Below are 17,181 nucleotides of genomic sequence, written 5' to 3'. Positions count from 1 at the left end.
CCGGAGCGTGGCTCGGTGGCATCGGGTGGTCCACCCGGGACGACGCCGGGCCCCGGAGTTTTCCGCATGATGCGGAAAACTCCGGGGCCCGGGTTCGTCAGCCGGTCGGCCGTGACTACAGCATGCAGCTCACGCAGCCCTCGACCTCGGTCCCCTCCAGCGCCATCTGCCGCAGGCGGATGTAGTACAGCGTCTTGATGCCCTTGCGCCAGGCGTAGATCTGCGCCCGGTTGAGATCGCGGGTGGTGGCGGTGTCCTTGAAGAACAGCGTCAACGACAGGCCCTGATCCACGTGCTGGGTGGCCGCGGCGTAGGTGTCGATGATCTTCTCGTAGCCGATCTCGTAGGCGTCGGAGTAGTACTCCAGGTTGTCGTTGGTCATGTAGGGCGCCGGGTAGTAGACGCGCCCGATCTTGCCTTCCTTGCGGATCTCGATCTTCGACGCCACCGGGTGGATCGAGCTGGTGGAGTGGTTGATGTAGGAGATCGAGCCGGTCGGCGGCACGGCCTGCAGGTTCTGGTTGTAGATGCCGTGCGCCATGACCGAGGTCTTCAGCTCGCGCCAGTCGTCCTGGGTGGGGATGCGCACGCCCGCGTCGGCGAACAGCTGCCGCACCCGCTCGGTAGCCGGTTCCCATACCTGGTCGGTGTACTTGTCGAAGTACTCGCCGCTGGCGTACTTCGATTCCGGGAAGCCGCCGAAGTAGCTGCCGCGCTCGATCGCGAGCTGATTGGAGGCCCGCAGCGCGTGGTAGACGACGGTGTAGAAGTAGATGTTGGTGAAGTCGATGCCCTCGTCGGAGCCGTAGTGGATGTGCTCGCGGGCGAGGTAGCCGTGCAGGTTCATCTGGCCGAGGCCGATGGCGTGCGACTGCAGGTTGCCCTGCTCGATGGAGGGCACCGAGGTGATGTGGGTCTGATCCGACACCGCGGTCAGCGCGCGGATGGCCACCTCGATGGTCTGCGCGAAGTCCGGCGAGTCCATCGCCTTGGCGATGTTGAGCGAGCCCAGGTTGCAGGAGATGTCCTTGCCGATCTCGGCGTAGGACAGGTCGTCGTTGAACCTCGACGGGGTGGAGACCTGCAGGATCTCCGAGCACAGGTTCGAGTGGGTGATCTTGCCCGCGATCGGGTTGGCCCGGTTCACCGTGTCCTCGAACATGATGTACGGGTAGCCGGATTCGAACTGCAGCTCGGCGATGGTCTGGAAGAACTCGCGCGCCTTGATCTTCGACTTGCGGATGCGCTTGTCGTCGACCATTTCGTGGTACTTCGCGGTGACGTCGATGTCGGCGAACGGCTTGCCGTAGATGCGTTCCACGTCGTAGGGCGAGAACAGGTACATGTCCTCGTTCTTCTTGGCCAGCTCGAAGGTGATGTCGGGGATCACCACGCCCAGCGACAGCGTCTTGATGCGGATCTTCTCGTCGGCGTTCTCCCGCTTGGTGTCCAGGAAGCGATAGATGTCGGGGTGGTGCGCGTGCAGGTACACCGCGCCCGCGCCCTGCCGCGCGCCGAGCTGGTTGGCATAGGAGAAGGAGTCCTCGAGCAGCTTCATGATCGGGATGACGCCCGAGCTCTGATTCTCGATCTTCTTGATCGGCGCGCCGTGCTCGCGAATGTTGGTCAGCAGCAACGCCACGCCACCGCCGCGCTTGGACAGCTGCAGGGCGGAGTTGATGGAGCGCCCGATGGACTCCATGTTGTCCTCGATGCGAAGCAGGAAGCAATTGTGCACGACGGTGCCGCGAATCGTGTAGGTGTGCGTGCCCTCGACGTGCAGGTTGTAGACCTTCTCCGGCGTCTCGGCGGTGCGCTCGATCGCCCGGACTCCGTAGACATGGCGACCGTGCACCACCTGGTAGGTCGTACGCGTCGTGCCCTTGCGGCCGGTGTAGTTGTGCAGGTTCTTGTCGATGTCGAAGATGAACTCTTCGTTGGTGCCGGGCAGGCCGGGCACGAAGACCTGGCCGGTCGAATTGCCGGCCTGGTTGACATAGGTACGGACGACCGACACGATGCCGAGACGACGCAGCAGCAGTTGTACCTGGTCGACCAGCTCCGGGTTCACCAGGTCGAGCACCATCCCGCCGGTGGTACTGCATCCGTCACCACGGAACAAACCAGCGAGCAGGCCGCGCTGGAAATCCTCATCCGCGGTCATCACATCGTGGGACAGCCGCTTGGTGCTGTAACCGGTACCGGCGAGCGACAGCAGCAACGAGGCCACGATCTTGCTGTTGCACACCATCCGGGTCGAGTGATCGGAATGGTTGGTGTACAGCGACAGATCGACCCCGAACACCTGCTTGAAGGCCATGCCCAGCTCGACGTGGTACTCCACTTCGTGGGCGCCGAGGGTGAAGTGGACGCCGTTCGGCAGGCCGGTTCCCGTTCGCTTGGACACATACCCTTCGGCGAGATACCAGCCGATGATCAGCCCGAGTTCGTAGGACTCCTCGATATAGCGGTTGACAGCGACGAAGCCTTGACGATGACGCTGCTTGTTCCGATGCTTCGCATCGACGTTCACCTTGCGGATCAGGCCGTCGACCTCTTCGTAGACGCCTTCGCCCACGAACTCCATCAGATCGAACACCCGCCGCTCACGCGTGTCCAGCGGCGCGGTGGTCACGATGAAATCGGAGGGGTGAACATCCTGTGCGGCCAACCACACGAACCCGTTGAACGGGTCGGCGCCATCACCGTCGATCAGGCTCTCGACGTCACGGCTGGTCCACACCAGGATCGGATGCTCCGGAGTGCACCGGATCGGATCTTTGTGTCCGAAATGCGAAATCGATACCAGCGCCTGATCGTTGGGGTTCTCGATCAACTCCTCGACCACCGAGAACGAACCGTCGTGAGACAGAACCCGATCTCCGGCCCGCAGGGTCTCGATGGCTCGCGGGCCGTCGATCGTGTCCACCTGGGTGCCGGCAGGGAAGCAACTCACCGGCTCGCCGCGCTGCTTCTTGCCGGAGTTGAGGAAGGTCGGGGTGGCCGGCTGGAAGCGGCCGTCGATGATCTCCTCGACCAGCTTGCGCGCCAGCGTCTCGTCACCGGCGGCCAGGGTCAGCGCCACCATGCACACGCGGTCCTCGAAGCGCTCCAGGTAGCGCTTCCCGTCGAAGGTCTTGAGCGTGTAGGAGGTGTAGTACTTGAACGCGCCGAGGAAGGTCGGGAACCGGAACTTCTTGGCGTAGGCCTGCTGGAACAGGCTCTTGACGAAGGCGCGACTGTACTGGTCGAGAACCTCGGGCTCGTAGTAGTTCTCCTCGACCAGGTAGTCCAGCTTCTCGTCCAGATTGTGGAAGAAGACCGTGTTCTGGTTGACGTGCTGGAGGAAGTACTGGCGCGCGGCCTCGCGATCCTTCTCGAACTGGATCTCGCCGTCGGCGCCGTACAGGTTCAGCATCGCGTTGAGGGCGTGGTAATCCATGTCCTCCCCGGCGCCGTCGGCGATGCGCGCGGCGGGCCGCTCTAGGCGGGCCGACATGCCGGTCGGCGCTGTGGTTGCTGTTGCCAAAACAATCCCAATCCCTCTCGGACGCGCTCGACGTCGCGCGCGGTTCCCATGAGTTCGAATCGATACAGATACGGCACCCCGCACTTGCGCGAAATGACATCTCCCGCATAGCAATAGGTGTCGCCGAAGTTCGTGTTGCCCGCCGCGATCACCCCGCGCAGCAACGACCGGTTGTGCGGGTCGTTGAGGAACTTGGCGACCTGGCGCGGCACGAACTCCTTGTCGGGTCTGGTGTGCCCGCCTGCCTCACCGAGCACGTGCCGACCGCCCCCGTAGGTGGGGACGATCAGCACGTAGGGCTCCTCGACCCGCAGGGAATCGGTGGTGTGCAGCGGGATGCGAGTCGCCGGGAGTCCCAGCTTCTCGACGAAACGGTGAGTGTTCTCCGATGCGCTGGAGAAGTAGACGAGCGCGGTGTCGCCGACCGTGTCGGACATGACCTGCTGTCCTCTCTCCTCGGATGGACCGTCAGGCCGCCTGCCCGGATCGGCGGGCATACTGCCGGTCGCGCGCGGCGTTCAGGCCGCGACGGTGGCGAGGTTCTTGATGCGATCGGGGCGGAAGCCGGACCAGTGATCCTCCCCCGCGACGACGACCGGCGCCTGCAGGTAACCCAGAGCCATGACGTAGTCACGCGCCTCGGAGTTCTCACTGATGTCGACGACCTCGTAGTCCACCCCGGCCTTGTCGAGGGCCTTGTAGGTGGCGTTGCACTGAACGCAAGCGGGCTTGGTGTACACGGTGACGGTCATGATCTGCCTCTCTCCTCTGCCTGATCCACAGCCGGTGATCCATGTGCATTGCGTGATCGACTTGCGCTGCGCAAACTCCCTGGACCCGGTGCGGTAGGCCCTGCTCATCCCCGTTACGGCAATACGCGAGGGAAAGGGCCACACCCCGTCTTCCAGTAGGCAAGACACTACACCTAGTGGGCGACACTTCTCCACAACACGACATGTTGCGAACAACATTGATGGGATTTACACCGCACAAGTCCCTGGACAGTCGATTCGCAACCCGACACGTCGGTGTTCGACATCACAATCCCATTGCGCAGCGCTTTCTCAGCAAACTCTCCTGCCCCGCAGGTCACGCCCGCCGCAACCCTCACTGAGCTACCTGAAGGGCATCTCTTGCACATCAGTCACATCCGGTCCGAGGATGGCCACCGAGACGCGGAGCCCCGCCCGAGACACACCGAGGGGCCGCCCCGGACCGGGACGACCCCTCGCGCGACACGCCCGCAGGCGCGGGTCGGATCAGGCGGTCACCGCGACGCGGGTCGCCTGCACCAGTTCACGGACCGACGCGCCGAGTTCGGCGAGGGCCTCGGCATCCTCGCTCGGGTGCGCGGAGGCGAAGCGCTCGCCGATCGCGCCGAAGTGAGCGTGCGCGGCCTCGACCACGACACCACCGGCGACGCCGACCGCCTTGACCGCGTCACCGTGCGCCCAGCGCGCGGCGTTGGGACTGATCGACGCACTCACCACGCCGACCGGCTTCCCCTTCAGAGCGCCCGCGCCGTACGGACGCGACACCCAGTCGATGGCGTTCTTCAGCACGGCCGAGAGGGTGCCGTTGTATTCGGGAGTCACCAGCAGGACCGCGTCCACCTCGGCGACCGCGGCGCGCAGACGCTCCGCGGCGGCGGGCACCGAACCGGGCACGTCGATGTCCTCGTTGTAGAACGGGATCTCACCGAGACCGTCGTAGAGGTCGATCTCGACGCCCTCGGGCGCGGTCCGCACGGCCGCTTCGGCGATCCGGCGCGTGATGGAGGCGCTGCGCAGGCTTCCGGCGAGCACGAGGATGCGGGTCTGGCTCATGACAACTCCTGATGTACTGATGAGGTCCGTACGGTCACGAGGTACTAACCGGACCGCAGTCCGATTACTTCCCGGAGAGGAAGAACAGCAGCAGTGAGCTCTGTCACACCCGGAACCACCCCCGAGCCCGCGCCGCCGGGCGCGGTCATCAGGGCATCGCTGACCATCGGCCCGCCGCCCGAGGGGCCCACCGGCGAGCGCGCCGACGCGGCCCGCAACCGGCGGCTGCTGCTGGACGCCGCCCAGCACCTGGTACGCGAACACGGCGTGGACAGCCTGACGATGGACGAACTGGCCCGGCGCGCCGGCGTCGGCAAGGGCACGATCTTCCGCCGTTTCGGCAACCGCTCGGGACTACTGCGCGCGCTACTCGACCACTCCGAGCACAAGTTCCAGCAGAGCTTCATGTTCGGGCCGCCGCCGCTGGGCCCCGGCGCGCCACCACTGGAACGGCTCGTCGCGTTCGGCCGCGCCCGGCTGCTGGACATCGAGGTGGAGGGCGAGTTGTATCGCGCGGCCGAGATCGGCGAGGCGAGCGGGTTCTTCCACAGCGCGCCCTACCGTCTGCAGCACCGCCACGTGGTCGTGCTGTTGCGGGAGGCGGGCAGCCCCGGCGACCACGACCTGATCGCGGGCAGCCTGCTCGCGATGCTCGGCGCGCCGTTGGTGATGCACCAGTTGCACGTGCTCGGCCGCGGCCGGGAACAGGTCGGCGACAACTGGGAGCGGTTCGTCCGCCGGGTGGCCGACGCCGGTCCCCAGTAAAGTGACCTCATGTCGAGCCTGCGCGAACAGATCATCACCGAATTGGGCGTCCAGCCGAAGATCGAACCCGCGGAAGAGGTCCGCCGCCGGGTCGACTTCCTCGCCGAGTACCTGCTCTCCACTCCCGCACAGGGTTTCGTGCTCGGTATCAGCGGCGGACAGGACAGCACGCTGACCGGGCGGCTGTGCCAGCTCGCGGCCGAGAAGGTCCGCGCCGACGGTGGTTCGGCGACGTTCGTCGCGGCGCGCCTGCCCTACGGCGTGCAGGCCGACGAACACGACGCCCAGATCGCCCTGGACTTCATCCGGCCCGATCGCACCGTGACCGTCAACGTCAAGCCGAGCGCCGACGCCGCGGGCGCGGAGGTCGCCGGAGCGCTCGACATCGAGCGGTTGCGAGACTTCGTGCGCGGCAACATCAAAGCCAGGGAACGCATGGTGGTGCAGTACGGCATCGCCGGGCAGGAGAACCTGCTCGTGGTGGGCACCGATCACGCGGCCGAGGCGGTCACCGGATTCTTCACCAAGTACGGCGACGGCGGCGTCGATCTCACCCCGCTGACCGGTCTCACCAAGCGGCAGGGCGCGGCGCTGCTGCAGGAACTGGGCGCGCCGTCGAGCACCTGGGCGAAGGTGCCCACCGCCGACCTCGAGGACAACCGCCCCGCGCTGCCCGACGAGGAGGCGCTCGGCATCCGCTACGACGACATCGACGACTACCTCGAGGGCAAGGACGTCACCGACGAGGTCGCCGAACGGGTGGAGCGGCATTTCCTCAACACCCGCCACAAGCGCACGGTTCCGGTCACTCCGCTCGACACCTGGTGGCGCTGAGCGAGGTCCGAGGCGCGCCCTTTCGCCGGCGGCTGATCAGCCGCCGGCAGCGATCAGCCGCCGGCAGGGATCAGCCGCCGGCGAAAGGCGGCAGCACGTCGACCTGACGACCGACGGTCACCGAGGTGTCGCGGGTCAGTTCGTCGCCGATGAGGTAGGCGCACACGCCCAACATCTTGTCCAGATCGGGGCCGTAGGTGTCGGCCAACCGGACGCGCAGGTCGGCGAGGGTCGCGCCGGGCGGTAGTTCGAGGTGTTCGGAATCCTTGCCGACCGCATCGGCGATCGCGGCGAAATAGCGGACCTCAACCACCGATGGCTCCCATCGTGCGCTCCGGGGGGACGAAATTCTCGGCGTCGATGCCGTGGCCCGCCCACTTGTTCCACATGGCGCCGCGCCAGATCTCGGCGATCTCGGCATCGTCCGCGCCGGTCCGAAGCGCTTGGCGCACATCGAATTCCTGATCACTGAACAAGCAGGAGCGCAACATGCCGTCGGCGGTGAGCCGAGTGCGATCGCAGGTGTCGCAGAACTTGCGGGTGACCGTGGCGATGATGCCGACCACCGCGGGACCGCCGTCCACGAGCCACTTCTCGGCCGGTGCGGAGGGATCGAGACGGCCGACCTCCTCGAGGGTGAATCTGGCGCCGAGCACCTCGAGCAGTTCGGCGGCGGTGACCATGTTCGCCCGCGCCCATTCGTGATCGGCGTCCAGCGGCATCTCCTCGATGAACCGCAGTTCGCATTCCTCGTCCAGGCACCACCGGAGCAGATCCGGCGCCTCGGCGAGGGTTTGGCGCATCAGGACCGCGTTGACCTTCACCGGGGCGAGACCGTTGGCCCGCGCGGCGCGGATGCCCGCGAGCACCGAGTCCAGCCGGTCGCGACGGGTCAGGCGAGCGAAGCCGAGCCGGTCGACGGTGTCGAGGGAGACGTTGACCCGGTGCAGGCCGGCCTGCGCCAGACCGCGCGCGCGATGTGCCAGCCCGACGCCGTTGGTGGTCATCGCCAGCGGTGTGTGCGGCACCCGTTCGTGGCAGCCCGCGATGATCCGTTCGAGATCCCGGCGCATGAGCGGCTCGCCGCCGGTGAACCTGACCTCGCGCACACCCAGTTCCTCGACCGCGAGCGCGACCAGCCGGACGATCTCGTCGGCGGTCAGCAGCTCGTCGGCGGGAATGGGCGGCAATCCCTCGGCGGGCATGCAATAGGTACATCGCAGCGAACACTTCTCGGTGATGGATACCCGCAGGTCACGGGCGACCCGGCCGAAGCGGTCGACCAGCGCCGGAGTATCGGGGCGTCCGTCGAGCGCGGGCCGCCGCGACCGCACCGCGGGCATGCCCATCTCGACCAACGTCATCACTCCATTATGACCGCAGGCCCCTTCTCGCGTGGCAGTGACAGGCGAACCGTTCCCACCTGGCGTTCTCACGAACCACGAGGCCGGACGGTGAGATCACCTGGCGCGCTACGCTGACGCCATGAGCGCACGGGCAACGGATGTGGCCGCCGTCGGCGTCGAGGAACACCGCGACCGCATCGAGCAGGTCCTGCGGCCGCTCGCGATGCGGTCGTCGGAAACCGTGCCGGTGCCGTCGGCGTCGGGCCGCCTGCTCACCGAGGACGTGTACTCCCCGGTCGATCTGCCGGTCTTCCGCAATTCCTCGATGGACGGCTACGCCGTGCGCGCCGCGACCGTGCGGTACACCCCGACCTCGCTGCCGTTGGCGGGCGTCGTCGCGGCGGGCGAGGCCGGCTCGGCGCCGCTGCCCGCGGGCGGGGCGTGGAAGGTGATGACCGGCGCGCCGATCCCGCCGGGCGCGGACTGCGTGATCCCGGTGGAGGACACCAGGGTCGAGAACGGCCATGTGGTGATCGAACGTGGCCGTGCGGCAGGCGATTTCATCCGCGAACCGGGCACCGACGTGCGCGCGGGCGATCTGCTGGTGTCCGCGGGCACGGGGCTGACGCCTCGCCACATCGCCGCGCTGGCGGCGGTCGGGGTGGCACGGGTCGACGTTTTCGTTCCCGTGCGCGCGGCGGTGATCACCACCGGCGACGAACTGGTCCCGGCGGGCACGCCGTTGCGGCCGGGCCAAATCTACAACTCCAACGGCATCGCCCTGGCCGCCGCGCTCGCCGCCGACCGGGTGGAGGTGGTCGCGGTGGAGCACAGCACCGACGATCCGGCCGTGTTCGCCCGGCTGATCTCCTCCGCCACCCGCTCGGCGGATGTGGTGTTCACCTCCGGTGGGGTCTCGAAGGGCGATTTCGAGGTCGTCAAGGAGGTGCTGTCCGAACGCGGCGGGCGGTTCGGATCGGTGGCCATGCAGCCGGGCGGACCCCAGGGCTTGTCGGTGATCGACGGGGTCCCCGTGCTCAGTTTCCCCGGCAACCCGGTGAGCACACTGGTCTCCTACGAGGTGTTCGCCCGGCCGATGCTGCGTCGATTGGCCGGGTTGCCCGCCGTGCGCGCGTTCGAGACGACGCTGGTCGAGCCGGTGCGCTCGCCCGCGGGCCGGCGCCAGTTCCTGCGCGGCCGGATGACCGAGGCGGGAGTGGTGACGGTGTCCGGGCCGGGTTCGCATCTGATCGTCGGCATGGCCCAGGCCGAGGTGTTGATCGACATCGCCGCCGAGGTGACCGAACTGCCCGAGGGCGCGCCGGTGCGGGTCCGGGAATTGTGAGCTGATCCGACGGGGTTCGGGGCGGGCGGCCGGTTGTGCCAGTCTTGACGGTATGAGCGAGTTGTCCCATGTCGACGCCGAGGGGCGCGCCCGCATGGTGGATGTGAGCGCCAAAGCCGACACCGTGCGGATCGCGGTGGCCGCGGGCGCGTTGCGCACCACGCCGGAAGTGGTGGCGCTGGTGCGCGCCGACGATCTGCCGAAGGCCGATGTGCTGTCCACCGCGCGGTTGGCCGGTATCGGCGGCGCGAAGAAGACCTCCGAGCTGATCCCGCTGTGCCATCAGCTGGCGCTGTCCTCGGTCAAGGTCGAGTTCGGCTTCACCGGCGACGCCATCACCATCGAGGCCACCGCCAAGACCACCGGTCCCACCGGTGTCGAGATGGAGGCGTTGACGGCGGTCGCGGTGGCCGGGCTGACCTTGCACGACATGGTGAAGGCGGTCGATCCCGCCGCCGTCCTGACCGACGTGCGGCTGTTGTCCAAATCCGGCGGCAAGCGCGGGCAGTGGACCCGTGAGGGCGCGGAAACCGGTGCACGGCAAGCGGATCCCGCGGCCGATGCGCTCGGCGGGGACGATGCGCGCTCGGCGGTCGTCCTGGTCGCCTCGACCGGGGCGGCGGCGGGCACCCGCACCGACACCACCGGCCCGGTGCTGGCGACCTGGCTCGACGGGTTGGGTTTCGCGGTGCGCGGACCGGTGGTGCACGCCGACGCCGATATCGCGACCGGGCTGGCCGACGCGCTGCGCACGGCTCCGAACCTGATCGTCACCACCGGTGGCACCGGCGCCTCGCCCACCGATGCGACGCCCGAGGCCACCCTGGCGGTGCTGGATCGCGAACTGCCCGGCGTGGCCGAGGCGATCCGAAACAAGGGTGCGGCGGCGTTCCCGCTGGCCTCGCTCAGCCGCGGGGTCGCCGGGCTGGCCGGTCGCACCGTGATCGTGAATCTGCCCGGCTCGCCGGGCGGGGTGAAGGACGGGATGGCAGTGCTCGAGCCGCTACTGGATCATCTGTTGGCGCAAGTATCCGGAGGCGGTACCCATGAGTGAGAGCCCCATGACCACCGGTGAGAGCGTTGCCGGGAACGGGACCGATGCCCCGCCGGGCAGCGAGACCGCCGGTGTGCGGCTGGCGCGCATCAGCGAGCGGCCGCTGAATCCGGCCGAGGTCGAGGCCGCGGTCACCGGGCCCGAGCACGGCGCGGTGGTGGTCTTCACCGGCAAGGTCCGCAACCACGACGGCGGTCAGGCGGTGTCGGCGCTGGAGTACTCCGCCCATCCGCGTGCCGCGCATTTCCTGCGTGCGTGTTGTGACGCGATCGCCGCGAGCACCGGGCTGCCCGTCGCCGCCGAGCATCGCGTCGGCGATCTCGGCATCGGCGATCTGGCGATCGTGGTGGCGGTGGCCGCACCACACCGGGCCGAGGCGTTCGCCGCCTGCGCGGAACTGGTGGACCGGATCAAGCACGAGGTGCCGATCTGGAAGCGGCAGCAGTTCGCCGACGGGTTGTCGGAGTGGGTCAACGCCTGTCACTGAGGGGAGGATGGGACAGCCTCAGTGCGGGGTGTACCGCCAGACGCCCAACAGCGCCTGTTCGTCGAGTGGGTCCGGACCGGTGTGCACCGTGTCGCGCAACCGGTCCAGCGCTTCCTGGGCGGGCAGGCCCGCGCCGATCAGCACCAATGAGCTGATCCGGTCGTCGCCGGGTCGCCACGGGCGGGGCTCGAAAACGATGTGCCTGCCTACGACGTGCAGGCCGAAGACACGGTGCTGTCCGTGCACGGCGAATTCGGCGAAGCCCTTGGCACGGAACAATCCCGGCGGCGGGGTTTCCAGGAAGCTCACCAGCCGCCGCGGATCGAGTGCCTGCGCACTGGTGAAGGAGACGCTGGTGTAGTCGTCGTGCAGGTGGCGGTGCGCGCCCGCGGGGTGGTCACAACCATCCGCACACCGGTGGTCGTGTTCCGGGTCGCCGTGTTCCGGGTCGCTGTGCTCGAGGCGGTCGAACTCGCGCCACAGCTCGTCGAAGCTGAGTTGTCCGGCGACCGGGGTGCGCTCTCGTGCCGGCTCGTCGAAGAGCAGGCCGGGGTCGATGCGGCCGAAGCTGGTGACATACACCGGCACCGGCGCGGTCAGCGCCACGATCTCGGCGCGCAGTCGCTCGAGTTCCGCCGCGTCGACCCGGTCCGCCTTGTTCAGCACCACCAGATCGGCCAGTCGCAGGTGGGTCACCAGCTCCGGGTGCCGCTCGCGACCGGCCGGGAACTCCGCCGCGTCCACGACCTCGATCAGCCCGCCGTACCTGATCCGGGGATTCTCGCTGCCGACCACCATCCGGATCAGATTGCGTGGCTCGGCCAGTCCGCTGGCCTCCACCACGATCACATCGATCCCCGCCTGCGGCTGGGTCAACCGCTCGAACATCTCGTCCAGCTCGCCCACGTCCACCGCGCAGCACACGCATCCGTTGCCGATCGAGACCATCGCGTCGACCTGCCCGGCCACCAGCATGGCGTCGATGTTCACCGCTCCGAAGTCGTTGACCACCACGCCGATTCGCGTGCCACCGCTGTCGTGCAGCAGCCGGTTGAGCAGCGTCGTCTTCCCCGACCCGAGAAAACCGGCCACGATCAGCACAGGAATTCGCTCGCTCACCCGGACCACTGTAGGCGGCTCGCACCGGCGCACCGAGCACGGTCGCGGGCTCGGCCGTCCGCTACCGGGCGGGGGCGAACAACGTGGCGGCCAGAGTGTAGGCCAGGTTGACGAGCTCGGAGGTGAGCGCTTCCTGGTCTTTGCCGAGCGCGCCGAGTAAAGGCACGAGCAGTTCGGCCGCCCGTTCGGCGAGGTCGGTTCCGGAATCGGACGCCTCCGGGGCCGCGCGCTTCGGGGCAGTGGTCTTCGGGGCGGGCGCGGTGGTGTCGGGCTCGGTCCGGGCGGGCGCACCGGCGGGCAGGTCGTCCGTGCCGGTGACCGGGGTGTCGAGGAGGTAGCCCACGATGCCGGTGGTCAGTGCGATCGCGTGCTCGAGCTGGCCGCCCGCGGATTCGAGGACGGCGGCGTCCTCGGCGTTGGCGCCGTTGCCCATCTCCAGGAACACCAGTGGGACGGTGGTCAGGGCCGGGCCCGCGACGTCGGACCGGGTCTGCAGACCTTCGCGCACGCCCGCGTAGGTGGCGGGCGAGAAACCGGCCTGGACGTAGGCGTCGCGGACCGATTGCGACACGGCCCGACCCTCGCCGGACTGGGCGCGGTCGGCGGCGGCGTCGGGGATCGGCAGCTGCGGCACGATCAGGTGGAAGCCGCGCTCGGACGCCGGACCGCTGTCGGCGTGGATGCTGACCGCGACGGTCGCGCCGGAGTCGCCTGCCGCCCGGGCCCGCTCGTCGACGCAACCGCCCCAGCCGCTGTCGTCCTGGCGGCTGAGCACCACCTGCGCGCCGAGACTCTCCAGCGAGGCCTTGACCAGCTGGGCGACATTCCAGGTGATGGTGTGCTCGGGAACTCCGTTCACCGTGGTCATGCCCGTGGTCTGACAGTCCTTGGTGCCCCCGCGGCCGTCGTCGACCTGGCGGGACAGGTTCTCCGAGTGGTTCGGGCCCTGGTGCCCGGGATCGAGGAAAACGGTCTGACCCGAGAGCTTGGTGGCCAGCTCCGGGTCGGCCGGGTCGGCGGCGGCCACGGCGGGCACGAGTCCGGCGAATACGAGGGTGATCGCGGCGGTGATGATGGTCGGCTTCATGTATCGGTCGGCGCCCCGGAAACGCGGCGCCCCTCCCTTCCCATTGGCAACACCAAACCCAATGACTCACTCTGGCAACAGAGGCACCACACGGGCAAGCCTCAGTTACCGAACCGTTAACTCTCTCTTCTCGCCGCGAGCCGGTCATGCGCGAACTCCGCACAGGTGAGCTGAATCTCCTCGTTTTCCCGAATCGACAGTTTGTTTCTGGTAGATCTGGCCCTCGGGTCGAGGGGAACTCCGGCCGTCGACGAGGACGGCCCAAGACGTCGAGGAGAGGGCTCATGCGCGCGAGCACAGTGATGATCGCGGGGGCACTGGCGGGAACAGCCACACTGCTCGGTTCCGGGATCGCCGCCGCCGAACCGGCCACCGTCATCGCGGAGGACGGGCTCTACACGGTGGGAGTCGACATCGCCCCCGGCACCTGGGAGGCGCCGGGCACTTCCGATCCCGACCGTCCCTGCGACTGGCGAAGGCTCTGGAAGGTCGTCGGCGACACCAGCGACCCGACCTACATCATCGCCAACAACTACACCCGCAAGCCGCCCGGCCGGGTGGTCATCAAGGCCACCGACACGGCGTTCCGCACCGAGAACTGCGGCGTGTGGCGCATGGTGCCCGCCGCGTCGACCGGCTCGGCCGGCTGAGCCGCACCGTCCCCGTCCAGGAGCCGACCAGAAATCCAGCCGACCGGCCACGGGGCGCGTTCGTCGGACCCGCGACGCCCGGCCGAGGGGTGAACGGCAGTTCCGCACCGCGCCGGGACTGTGCCGCGAACTGGTTAGGGTCGCACCATGACGAGGACGAAGATTTTGATCACCGGCGCGAGTTCGGGTCTCGGCGCGGGGATGGCACGGGAGTTCGCGGCGAAGGGCCGGGATCTGGCGCTGTGCGCTCGGAGGCTGGATCTGCTCGAGGAATTGCGCGCCGAGCTGATCGGGGCGCATCCCGGGATCACCGTCGCCGTGCGGGCACTCGATGTCGACGACCACGCGGCGGTGCCGCGGGTGTGCGGTGAGCTGCGCGACGAACTCGGCGGTCTGGATCGGGTGATCGTCAATGCCGGCATCGGCAAGGGCGCGCGGCTGGGCACCGGGCGCGCCTCGGCCAACCTGGCGACCGCGACCACGAATTTCGTCAGCGCGATGGCACAGGCCGAGGCGGCGCTGGCGATCTTCCGCGAGCAGAACAGCGGTCACCTGGTGCTGATCTCGTCGATGAGCGCGGTGCGTGGACTGCCCGGCTCCAAGGCGGCGTACTCGGCGAGCAAGGCGGGGCTGTCCGCGCTCGGCGAAGCGCTGGCTACCGAGTTGCGCGGCTCGCCCATCGTTGTCACCACGATCCAGCCCGGCTTCATCCGGACCGACATGTCCGACAACGCCGGTGACGCGAAGCTGGTCGCGCCGCTGGACAAGGGCGTGTCCTCGATGGTCGCGGCGATCGAGCAGGAGAAGCGACGGGCCTGCGTGCCCGGCTGGCCGTGGCGGGTGATCGACCTCGTGCTGCCGCATCTGCCGGACAGCGTGGTCGTGAAGCTGGCCTGACCCCGTGACCGGCCCATTAAGCGCTCTGTAAGACGCTGTCAAGACCCCCGAGGGACATTTGTTCCTGCCCGGCCGGTCCCTGATCCAGGAGGGGGGAACAGGGCCCGGCCGGGCACTTCGTCGCACACGCTGGTGTTTCGCGTCTGAAATCTGTTGGCCGACTGTAGGATTCGTGGTGGCGAGGACGGGGCCGCCGAGATCGGGGTCGGACTCGGTGCAGTCCTGGAGTATGGCCGCTATCTGTGGTGCGCACGCGACCAGCCGCGTCGCCCACACCTGCCCGCTGCCCGCTGGCACGGTGGGCACCGGCCGGGCGCAGTCGCGTCCTGTTCTGACACCATGACGAGCGTGATCGAGGCCCTACGCTCCGCGCGAGACAAAGCACGGCGGCTGCCGGGCGCTGTCTGGTACCTGGCGGTCGGCGGTGTCACCGCGCTGCTCGCGCTGCTCGCGGTGGTCGGCCTGCTGATCGTCAGCGCTTTCTGCCTGATCGGCGTAGGGATACCGGCGCTGCCCGAGGTGATTCGGCTGGTCCGGCCGTTGGTGTCGTTCGATCGTCACAGGGCGGCACAGTATCTCGGTGAACAGGCGTCGCAGGCCTATCAGCCGATCACCGGTGGCCTGCGGCAGCGGGTCGCGACGGTGCTCACCGATCCGGCGAACCGCCGGGACCTCGGTTGGCTGGCCACACACGCGCTGACCGGCACCTATCTCGCGGTGTTCGCCATCGCGCTGCCGCTCAGCACCCTCATGCATCTGGCGATCCCGGGATTCTGGCAGCTGATGCCGCCGGGGCAGGAGTTCGCCAGTTTCGGTTTCGCGGTCGACTCGTGGCCGGAGGCGATACTGAGCTTCTTCCTGGCATTCCCGGTGGCCCTGGTGACCCTGCAGCTTCCGCTGGCCGCGCGCTGGCAGGCGATGGCCACCCACGCCCTGCTGAAACCGGCCGAGGGCGCCATGCTGGCCGACCGGGTCGCGGCCCTCACCGCGACCCGGGCCGCCGCGCTGGACGCGCACGGTGCCGAGCTTCGCCGGATCGAGCGTGACCTGCACGATGGCGCGCAGTCACGGATCGCAGCGGTGATCATGCAGCTCGGGCTGGCCGACCAACTGCGCGAACAGGATCCGGAAACGGCGCAGGGTCTCGTGCGCAAGGCGCAGGACACCGCGACGGCCGCGCTCGCCGAACTGCGTGACGTGGTGCGCAACGTGTACCCGCCGGTGCTCACCGATCGTGGCCTGGCCAGTGCCGTCTCGGCGGTGGCCGCCCGCAACCCGATCCCGTGTGCGCTCGATCTCCGCGAGGTGGGCAGACGTCCCGCCGCGGTGGAGGCGGCAGCGTATTTCGTCATCACCGAGGCGCTCACCAACGCCACCAAGCACTCCGGCGCCGCGGGCGTCTCCCTGGTGCTCGGCGGTGCGCCCGAGCTGTTGACGATCGAGATCCACGACGACGGGGTGGGCGGCGCCGTGGAGACCTACGGCGGCGGGCTGGCCGGTATCCGGCGCAGGGCCGAGGCGCTCGACGGCCGGATGACACTGATCAGTCCACCCGGGGGCCCTACTGTAGTGCGGGTGGAGTTGCCGTGCGGGTCATGATCGCCGAGGACAATGCCCTGCTGCGGGAGGGTCTGGTGTTGCTGCTGAGCACGGCGGGCATCGAAGTGGTGGCCGCCGTGGACAATGCGGACGATTTCCTCGCGGCGGTGGCCGCCGATAGGCCGGACGCGGTCGTCGTCGATGTGCGCCTGCCGCCGACGTTCACCGACGACGGTTTACGCGCTGCTGTCAGCGCGCGCAAGCTGCACCCCGGACTGCCGGTGCTGGTGCTGTCGTCCTGGGTGGAGGACAGCTACGCCGCGGAATTGCTCGGTGACGGCATGGGCGGTGTCGGCTATCTGCTCAAGGAGCGGGTCGGCAAGGTGGATCGTTTCCTCGATTCGCTGCGCAGGGTCGCGGCGGGTGGTACCGCGATGGACCCCGAGGTGATCTCGCAACTGCTGGTGCGGCGCAAGGCCGACGACCCGATGGCCGCGCTGACCGCCCGCGAACGCGAGGTACTGGCCCTGATGGCCGAGGGCCACAACAACGCGACCATCGCCGAGCGGCTGGTGGTCAGCGAAGGCGCTGTGCACAAACACATTCGGAGCATTTTCGCGAAGCTCGGGCTCTCCACCGAAGACGTCGGCCATCGTCGGGTGCTGGCAGTACTGACCTACTTGAACGCATGAAGCCCTGAACC

At 68.3% G+C, this 17,181-nt stretch carries 17 protein-coding genes; 9 read left to right on the top strand and 8 right to left on the bottom strand.

Going from position 1 to position 17,181, the window contains the following annotated elements; all coding sequences use genetic code 11:
• Positions 1-115 precede the first annotated feature (115 nt).
• The 4 genes from nrdE to NS3_RS20965 all read right to left on the bottom strand — a co-directional run bounded on the left by nrdE (position 116) and on the right by NS3_RS20965 (position 5,355).
• The gene (nrdE, locus tag NS3_RS20980) at positions 116-3,499 is read right to left on the bottom strand and encodes a class 1b ribonucleoside-diphosphate reductase subunit alpha (protein ID WP_084495797.1); all 3,384 of its coding nucleotides are present in this window, start codon (positions 3,497-3,499) and stop codon (positions 116-118) included.
• Positions 3,484-3,966, bottom strand: a complete 483-nt coding sequence (gene nrdI / locus NS3_RS20975; RefSeq protein ID WP_067862382.1) for a class Ib ribonucleoside-diphosphate reductase assembly flavoprotein NrdI — start codon at positions 3,964-3,966, stop codon at positions 3,484-3,486. The genes nrdE and nrdI overlap by 16 nt, the downstream gene beginning before the upstream one ends.
• 81 nt (positions 3,967-4,047) lie before the next feature.
• The gene (gene nrdH, locus NS3_RS20970; protein ID WP_067862380.1) at positions 4,048-4,281 is read right to left on the bottom strand and encodes a glutaredoxin-like protein NrdH; all 234 of its coding nucleotides are present in this window, start codon (positions 4,279-4,281) and stop codon (positions 4,048-4,050) included.
• 507 nt (positions 4,282-4,788) lie between these two features.
• Positions 4,789-5,355: an NAD(P)H-dependent oxidoreductase gene (locus NS3_RS20965; protein WP_067862378.1), complete on the bottom strand. Its 567-nt coding sequence runs from the start codon at positions 5,353-5,355 to the stop codon at positions 4,789-4,791.
• Positions 5,356-5,514: 159 nt separating this feature from the next.
• On the opposite strand from NS3_RS20965, the gene NS3_RS20960 reads away from it, so the two are divergent.
• Together NS3_RS20960 and nadE are read left to right on the top strand one after the other, a co-directional pair.
• Entirely contained in the window at positions 5,515-6,120 is a 606-nt protein-coding gene (locus NS3_RS20960; protein WP_067862479.1) for a TetR/AcrR family transcriptional regulator, read from the top strand.
• A gap of 9 nt (positions 6,121-6,129) precedes the next feature.
• Positions 6,130-6,954, top strand: a complete 825-nt coding sequence (gene nadE / locus NS3_RS20955) for an NAD(+) synthase (protein ID WP_067862376.1) — start codon at positions 6,130-6,132, stop codon at positions 6,952-6,954.
• A gap of 70 nt (positions 6,955-7,024) precedes the next feature.
• On the opposite strand, the gene NS3_RS20950 is transcribed toward nadE, so the two are convergent.
• Both NS3_RS20950 and moaA read right to left on the bottom strand, forming a co-directional pair.
• Positions 7,025-7,267 carry a MoaD/ThiS family protein gene (locus tag NS3_RS20950; protein WP_067862374.1) on the bottom strand — a complete coding sequence of 81 codons (243 nt, stop codon included), beginning with the start codon at positions 7,265-7,267 and terminating at the stop codon, positions 7,025-7,027.
• Positions 7,260-8,318, bottom strand: a complete 1,059-nt coding sequence (moaA, locus tag NS3_RS20945; protein WP_067862373.1) for a GTP 3',8-cyclase MoaA — start codon at positions 8,316-8,318, stop codon at positions 7,260-7,262. The genes NS3_RS20950 and moaA overlap by 8 nt, the downstream gene beginning before the upstream one ends.
• Before the next feature lie 121 nt (positions 8,319-8,439).
• Between moaA and NS3_RS20940 the strand changes: the two genes are divergently transcribed.
• From NS3_RS20940 to NS3_RS20930, 3 genes are read left to right on the top strand one after another with little or no spacing between them, the layout of a single operon-like run.
• Positions 8,440-9,645 carry a molybdopterin molybdotransferase MoeA gene (locus NS3_RS20940; RefSeq protein ID WP_084495796.1) on the top strand — a complete coding sequence of 402 codons (1,206 nt, stop codon included), beginning with the start codon at positions 8,440-8,442 and terminating at the stop codon, positions 9,643-9,645.
• Between the two features lie 52 nt (positions 9,646-9,697).
• Positions 9,698-10,699, top strand: coding sequence for a bifunctional molybdenum cofactor biosynthesis protein MoaC/MoaB (moaCB, locus tag NS3_RS20935; RefSeq protein WP_067862369.1), 1,002 nt, complete (start codon positions 9,698-9,700; stop codon positions 10,697-10,699).
• Positions 10,692-11,186 (top strand): molybdenum cofactor biosynthesis protein MoaE, encoded by a 495-nt coding sequence (locus NS3_RS20930; RefSeq protein WP_245649723.1) that lies wholly within the window; start codon positions 10,692-10,694, stop codon positions 11,184-11,186. Before moaCB ends, NS3_RS20930 begins: the two co-directional genes overlap by 8 nt.
• Before the next feature lie 18 nt (positions 11,187-11,204).
• On the opposite strand, the gene NS3_RS20925 is transcribed toward NS3_RS20930, so the two are convergent.
• Both NS3_RS20925 and NS3_RS20920 read right to left on the bottom strand, forming a co-directional pair.
• On the bottom strand, positions 11,205-12,305 hold the full coding sequence (locus NS3_RS20925; RefSeq protein WP_067862367.1) for a CobW family GTP-binding protein: 1,101 nt from the start codon (positions 12,303-12,305) through the stop codon (positions 11,205-11,207).
• A gap of 61 nt (positions 12,306-12,366) precedes the next feature.
• A complete protein-coding gene (locus NS3_RS20920; protein ID WP_067862366.1) occupies positions 12,367-13,392 on the bottom strand; it encodes an N-acetylmuramoyl-L-alanine amidase in 1,026 nt (341 codons plus the stop codon).
• Between the two features lie 284 nt (positions 13,393-13,676).
• Here NS3_RS20920 and NS3_RS20915 point away from each other — a divergent pair, with 284 nt between their 5' ends.
• The 4 genes from NS3_RS20915 to NS3_RS20900 all read left to right on the top strand — a co-directional run bounded on the left by NS3_RS20915 (position 13,677) and on the right by NS3_RS20900 (position 17,170).
• On the top strand, positions 13,677-14,042 hold the full coding sequence (locus NS3_RS20915; protein WP_067862364.1) for an Rv1352/Rv1906c domain-containing protein: 366 nt from the start codon (positions 13,677-13,679) through the stop codon (positions 14,040-14,042).
• Between the two features lie 147 nt (positions 14,043-14,189).
• Positions 14,190-14,939 (top strand): SDR family oxidoreductase, encoded by a 750-nt coding sequence (locus tag NS3_RS20910; protein ID WP_067862361.1) that lies wholly within the window; start codon positions 14,190-14,192, stop codon positions 14,937-14,939.
• A gap of 348 nt (positions 14,940-15,287) precedes the next feature.
• Positions 15,288-16,538 carry a sensor histidine kinase gene (locus NS3_RS20905; RefSeq protein ID WP_218018271.1) on the top strand — a complete coding sequence of 417 codons (1,251 nt, stop codon included), beginning with the start codon at positions 15,288-15,290 and terminating at the stop codon, positions 16,536-16,538.
• The gene (locus NS3_RS20900; protein ID WP_067862358.1) at positions 16,526-17,170 is read left to right on the top strand and encodes a response regulator; all 645 of its coding nucleotides are present in this window, start codon (positions 16,526-16,528) and stop codon (positions 17,168-17,170) included. The genes NS3_RS20905 and NS3_RS20900 overlap by 13 nt, the downstream gene beginning before the upstream one ends.
• Positions 17,171-17,181: the final 11 nt, after the last annotated feature.

This window comes from Nocardia shimofusensis NBRC 100134 (genome assembly GCF_001613125.1).
GTDB classification, from domain to species: domain Bacteria; phylum Actinomycetota; class Actinomycetes; order Mycobacteriales; family Mycobacteriaceae; genus Nocardia; species Nocardia shimofusensis.
This window is presented reverse-complemented; position numbering and strand designations above follow the sequence as displayed.

Coding starts and splice junctions, on each gene's coding strand:
- nrdE (WP_084495797.1), bottom strand. CDS start 3,499: ATGTCGGCCCGCCTAGAGCGGCCCGCCGCGCGCATCGCCGACGGCGCC.
- nrdI (WP_067862382.1), bottom strand. CDS start 3,966: ATGTCCGACACGGTCGGCGACACCGCGCTCGTCTACTTCTCCAGCGCA.
- nrdH (WP_067862380.1), bottom strand. CDS start 4,281: ATGACCGTCACCGTGTACACCAAGCCCGCTTGCGTTCAGTGCAACGCC.
- NS3_RS20965 (WP_067862378.1), bottom strand. CDS start 5,355: ATGAGCCAGACCCGCATCCTCGTGCTCGCCGGAAGCCTGCGCAGCGCC.
- nadE (WP_067862376.1), top strand. CDS start 6,130: ATGTCGAGCCTGCGCGAACAGATCATCACCGAATTGGGCGTCCAGCCG.
- moaA (WP_067862373.1), bottom strand. CDS start 8,318: ATGACGTTGGTCGAGATGGGCATGCCCGCGGTGCGGTCGCGGCGGCCC.
- NS3_RS20940 (WP_084495796.1), top strand. CDS start 8,440: ATGAGCGCACGGGCAACGGATGTGGCCGCCGTCGGCGTCGAGGAACAC.
- moaCB (WP_067862369.1), top strand. CDS start 9,698: ATGAGCGAGTTGTCCCATGTCGACGCCGAGGGGCGCGCCCGCATGGTG.
- NS3_RS20930 (WP_245649723.1), top strand. CDS start 10,692: ATGAGTGAGAGCCCCATGACCACCGGTGAGAGCGTTGCCGGGAACGGG.
- NS3_RS20920 (WP_067862366.1), bottom strand. CDS start 13,392: ATGAAGCCGACCATCATCACCGCCGCGATCACCCTCGTATTCGCCGGA.
- NS3_RS20915 (WP_067862364.1), top strand. CDS start 13,677: ATGCGCGCGAGCACAGTGATGATCGCGGGGGCACTGGCGGGAACAGCC.
- NS3_RS20910 (WP_067862361.1), top strand. CDS start 14,190: ATGACGAGGACGAAGATTTTGATCACCGGCGCGAGTTCGGGTCTCGGC.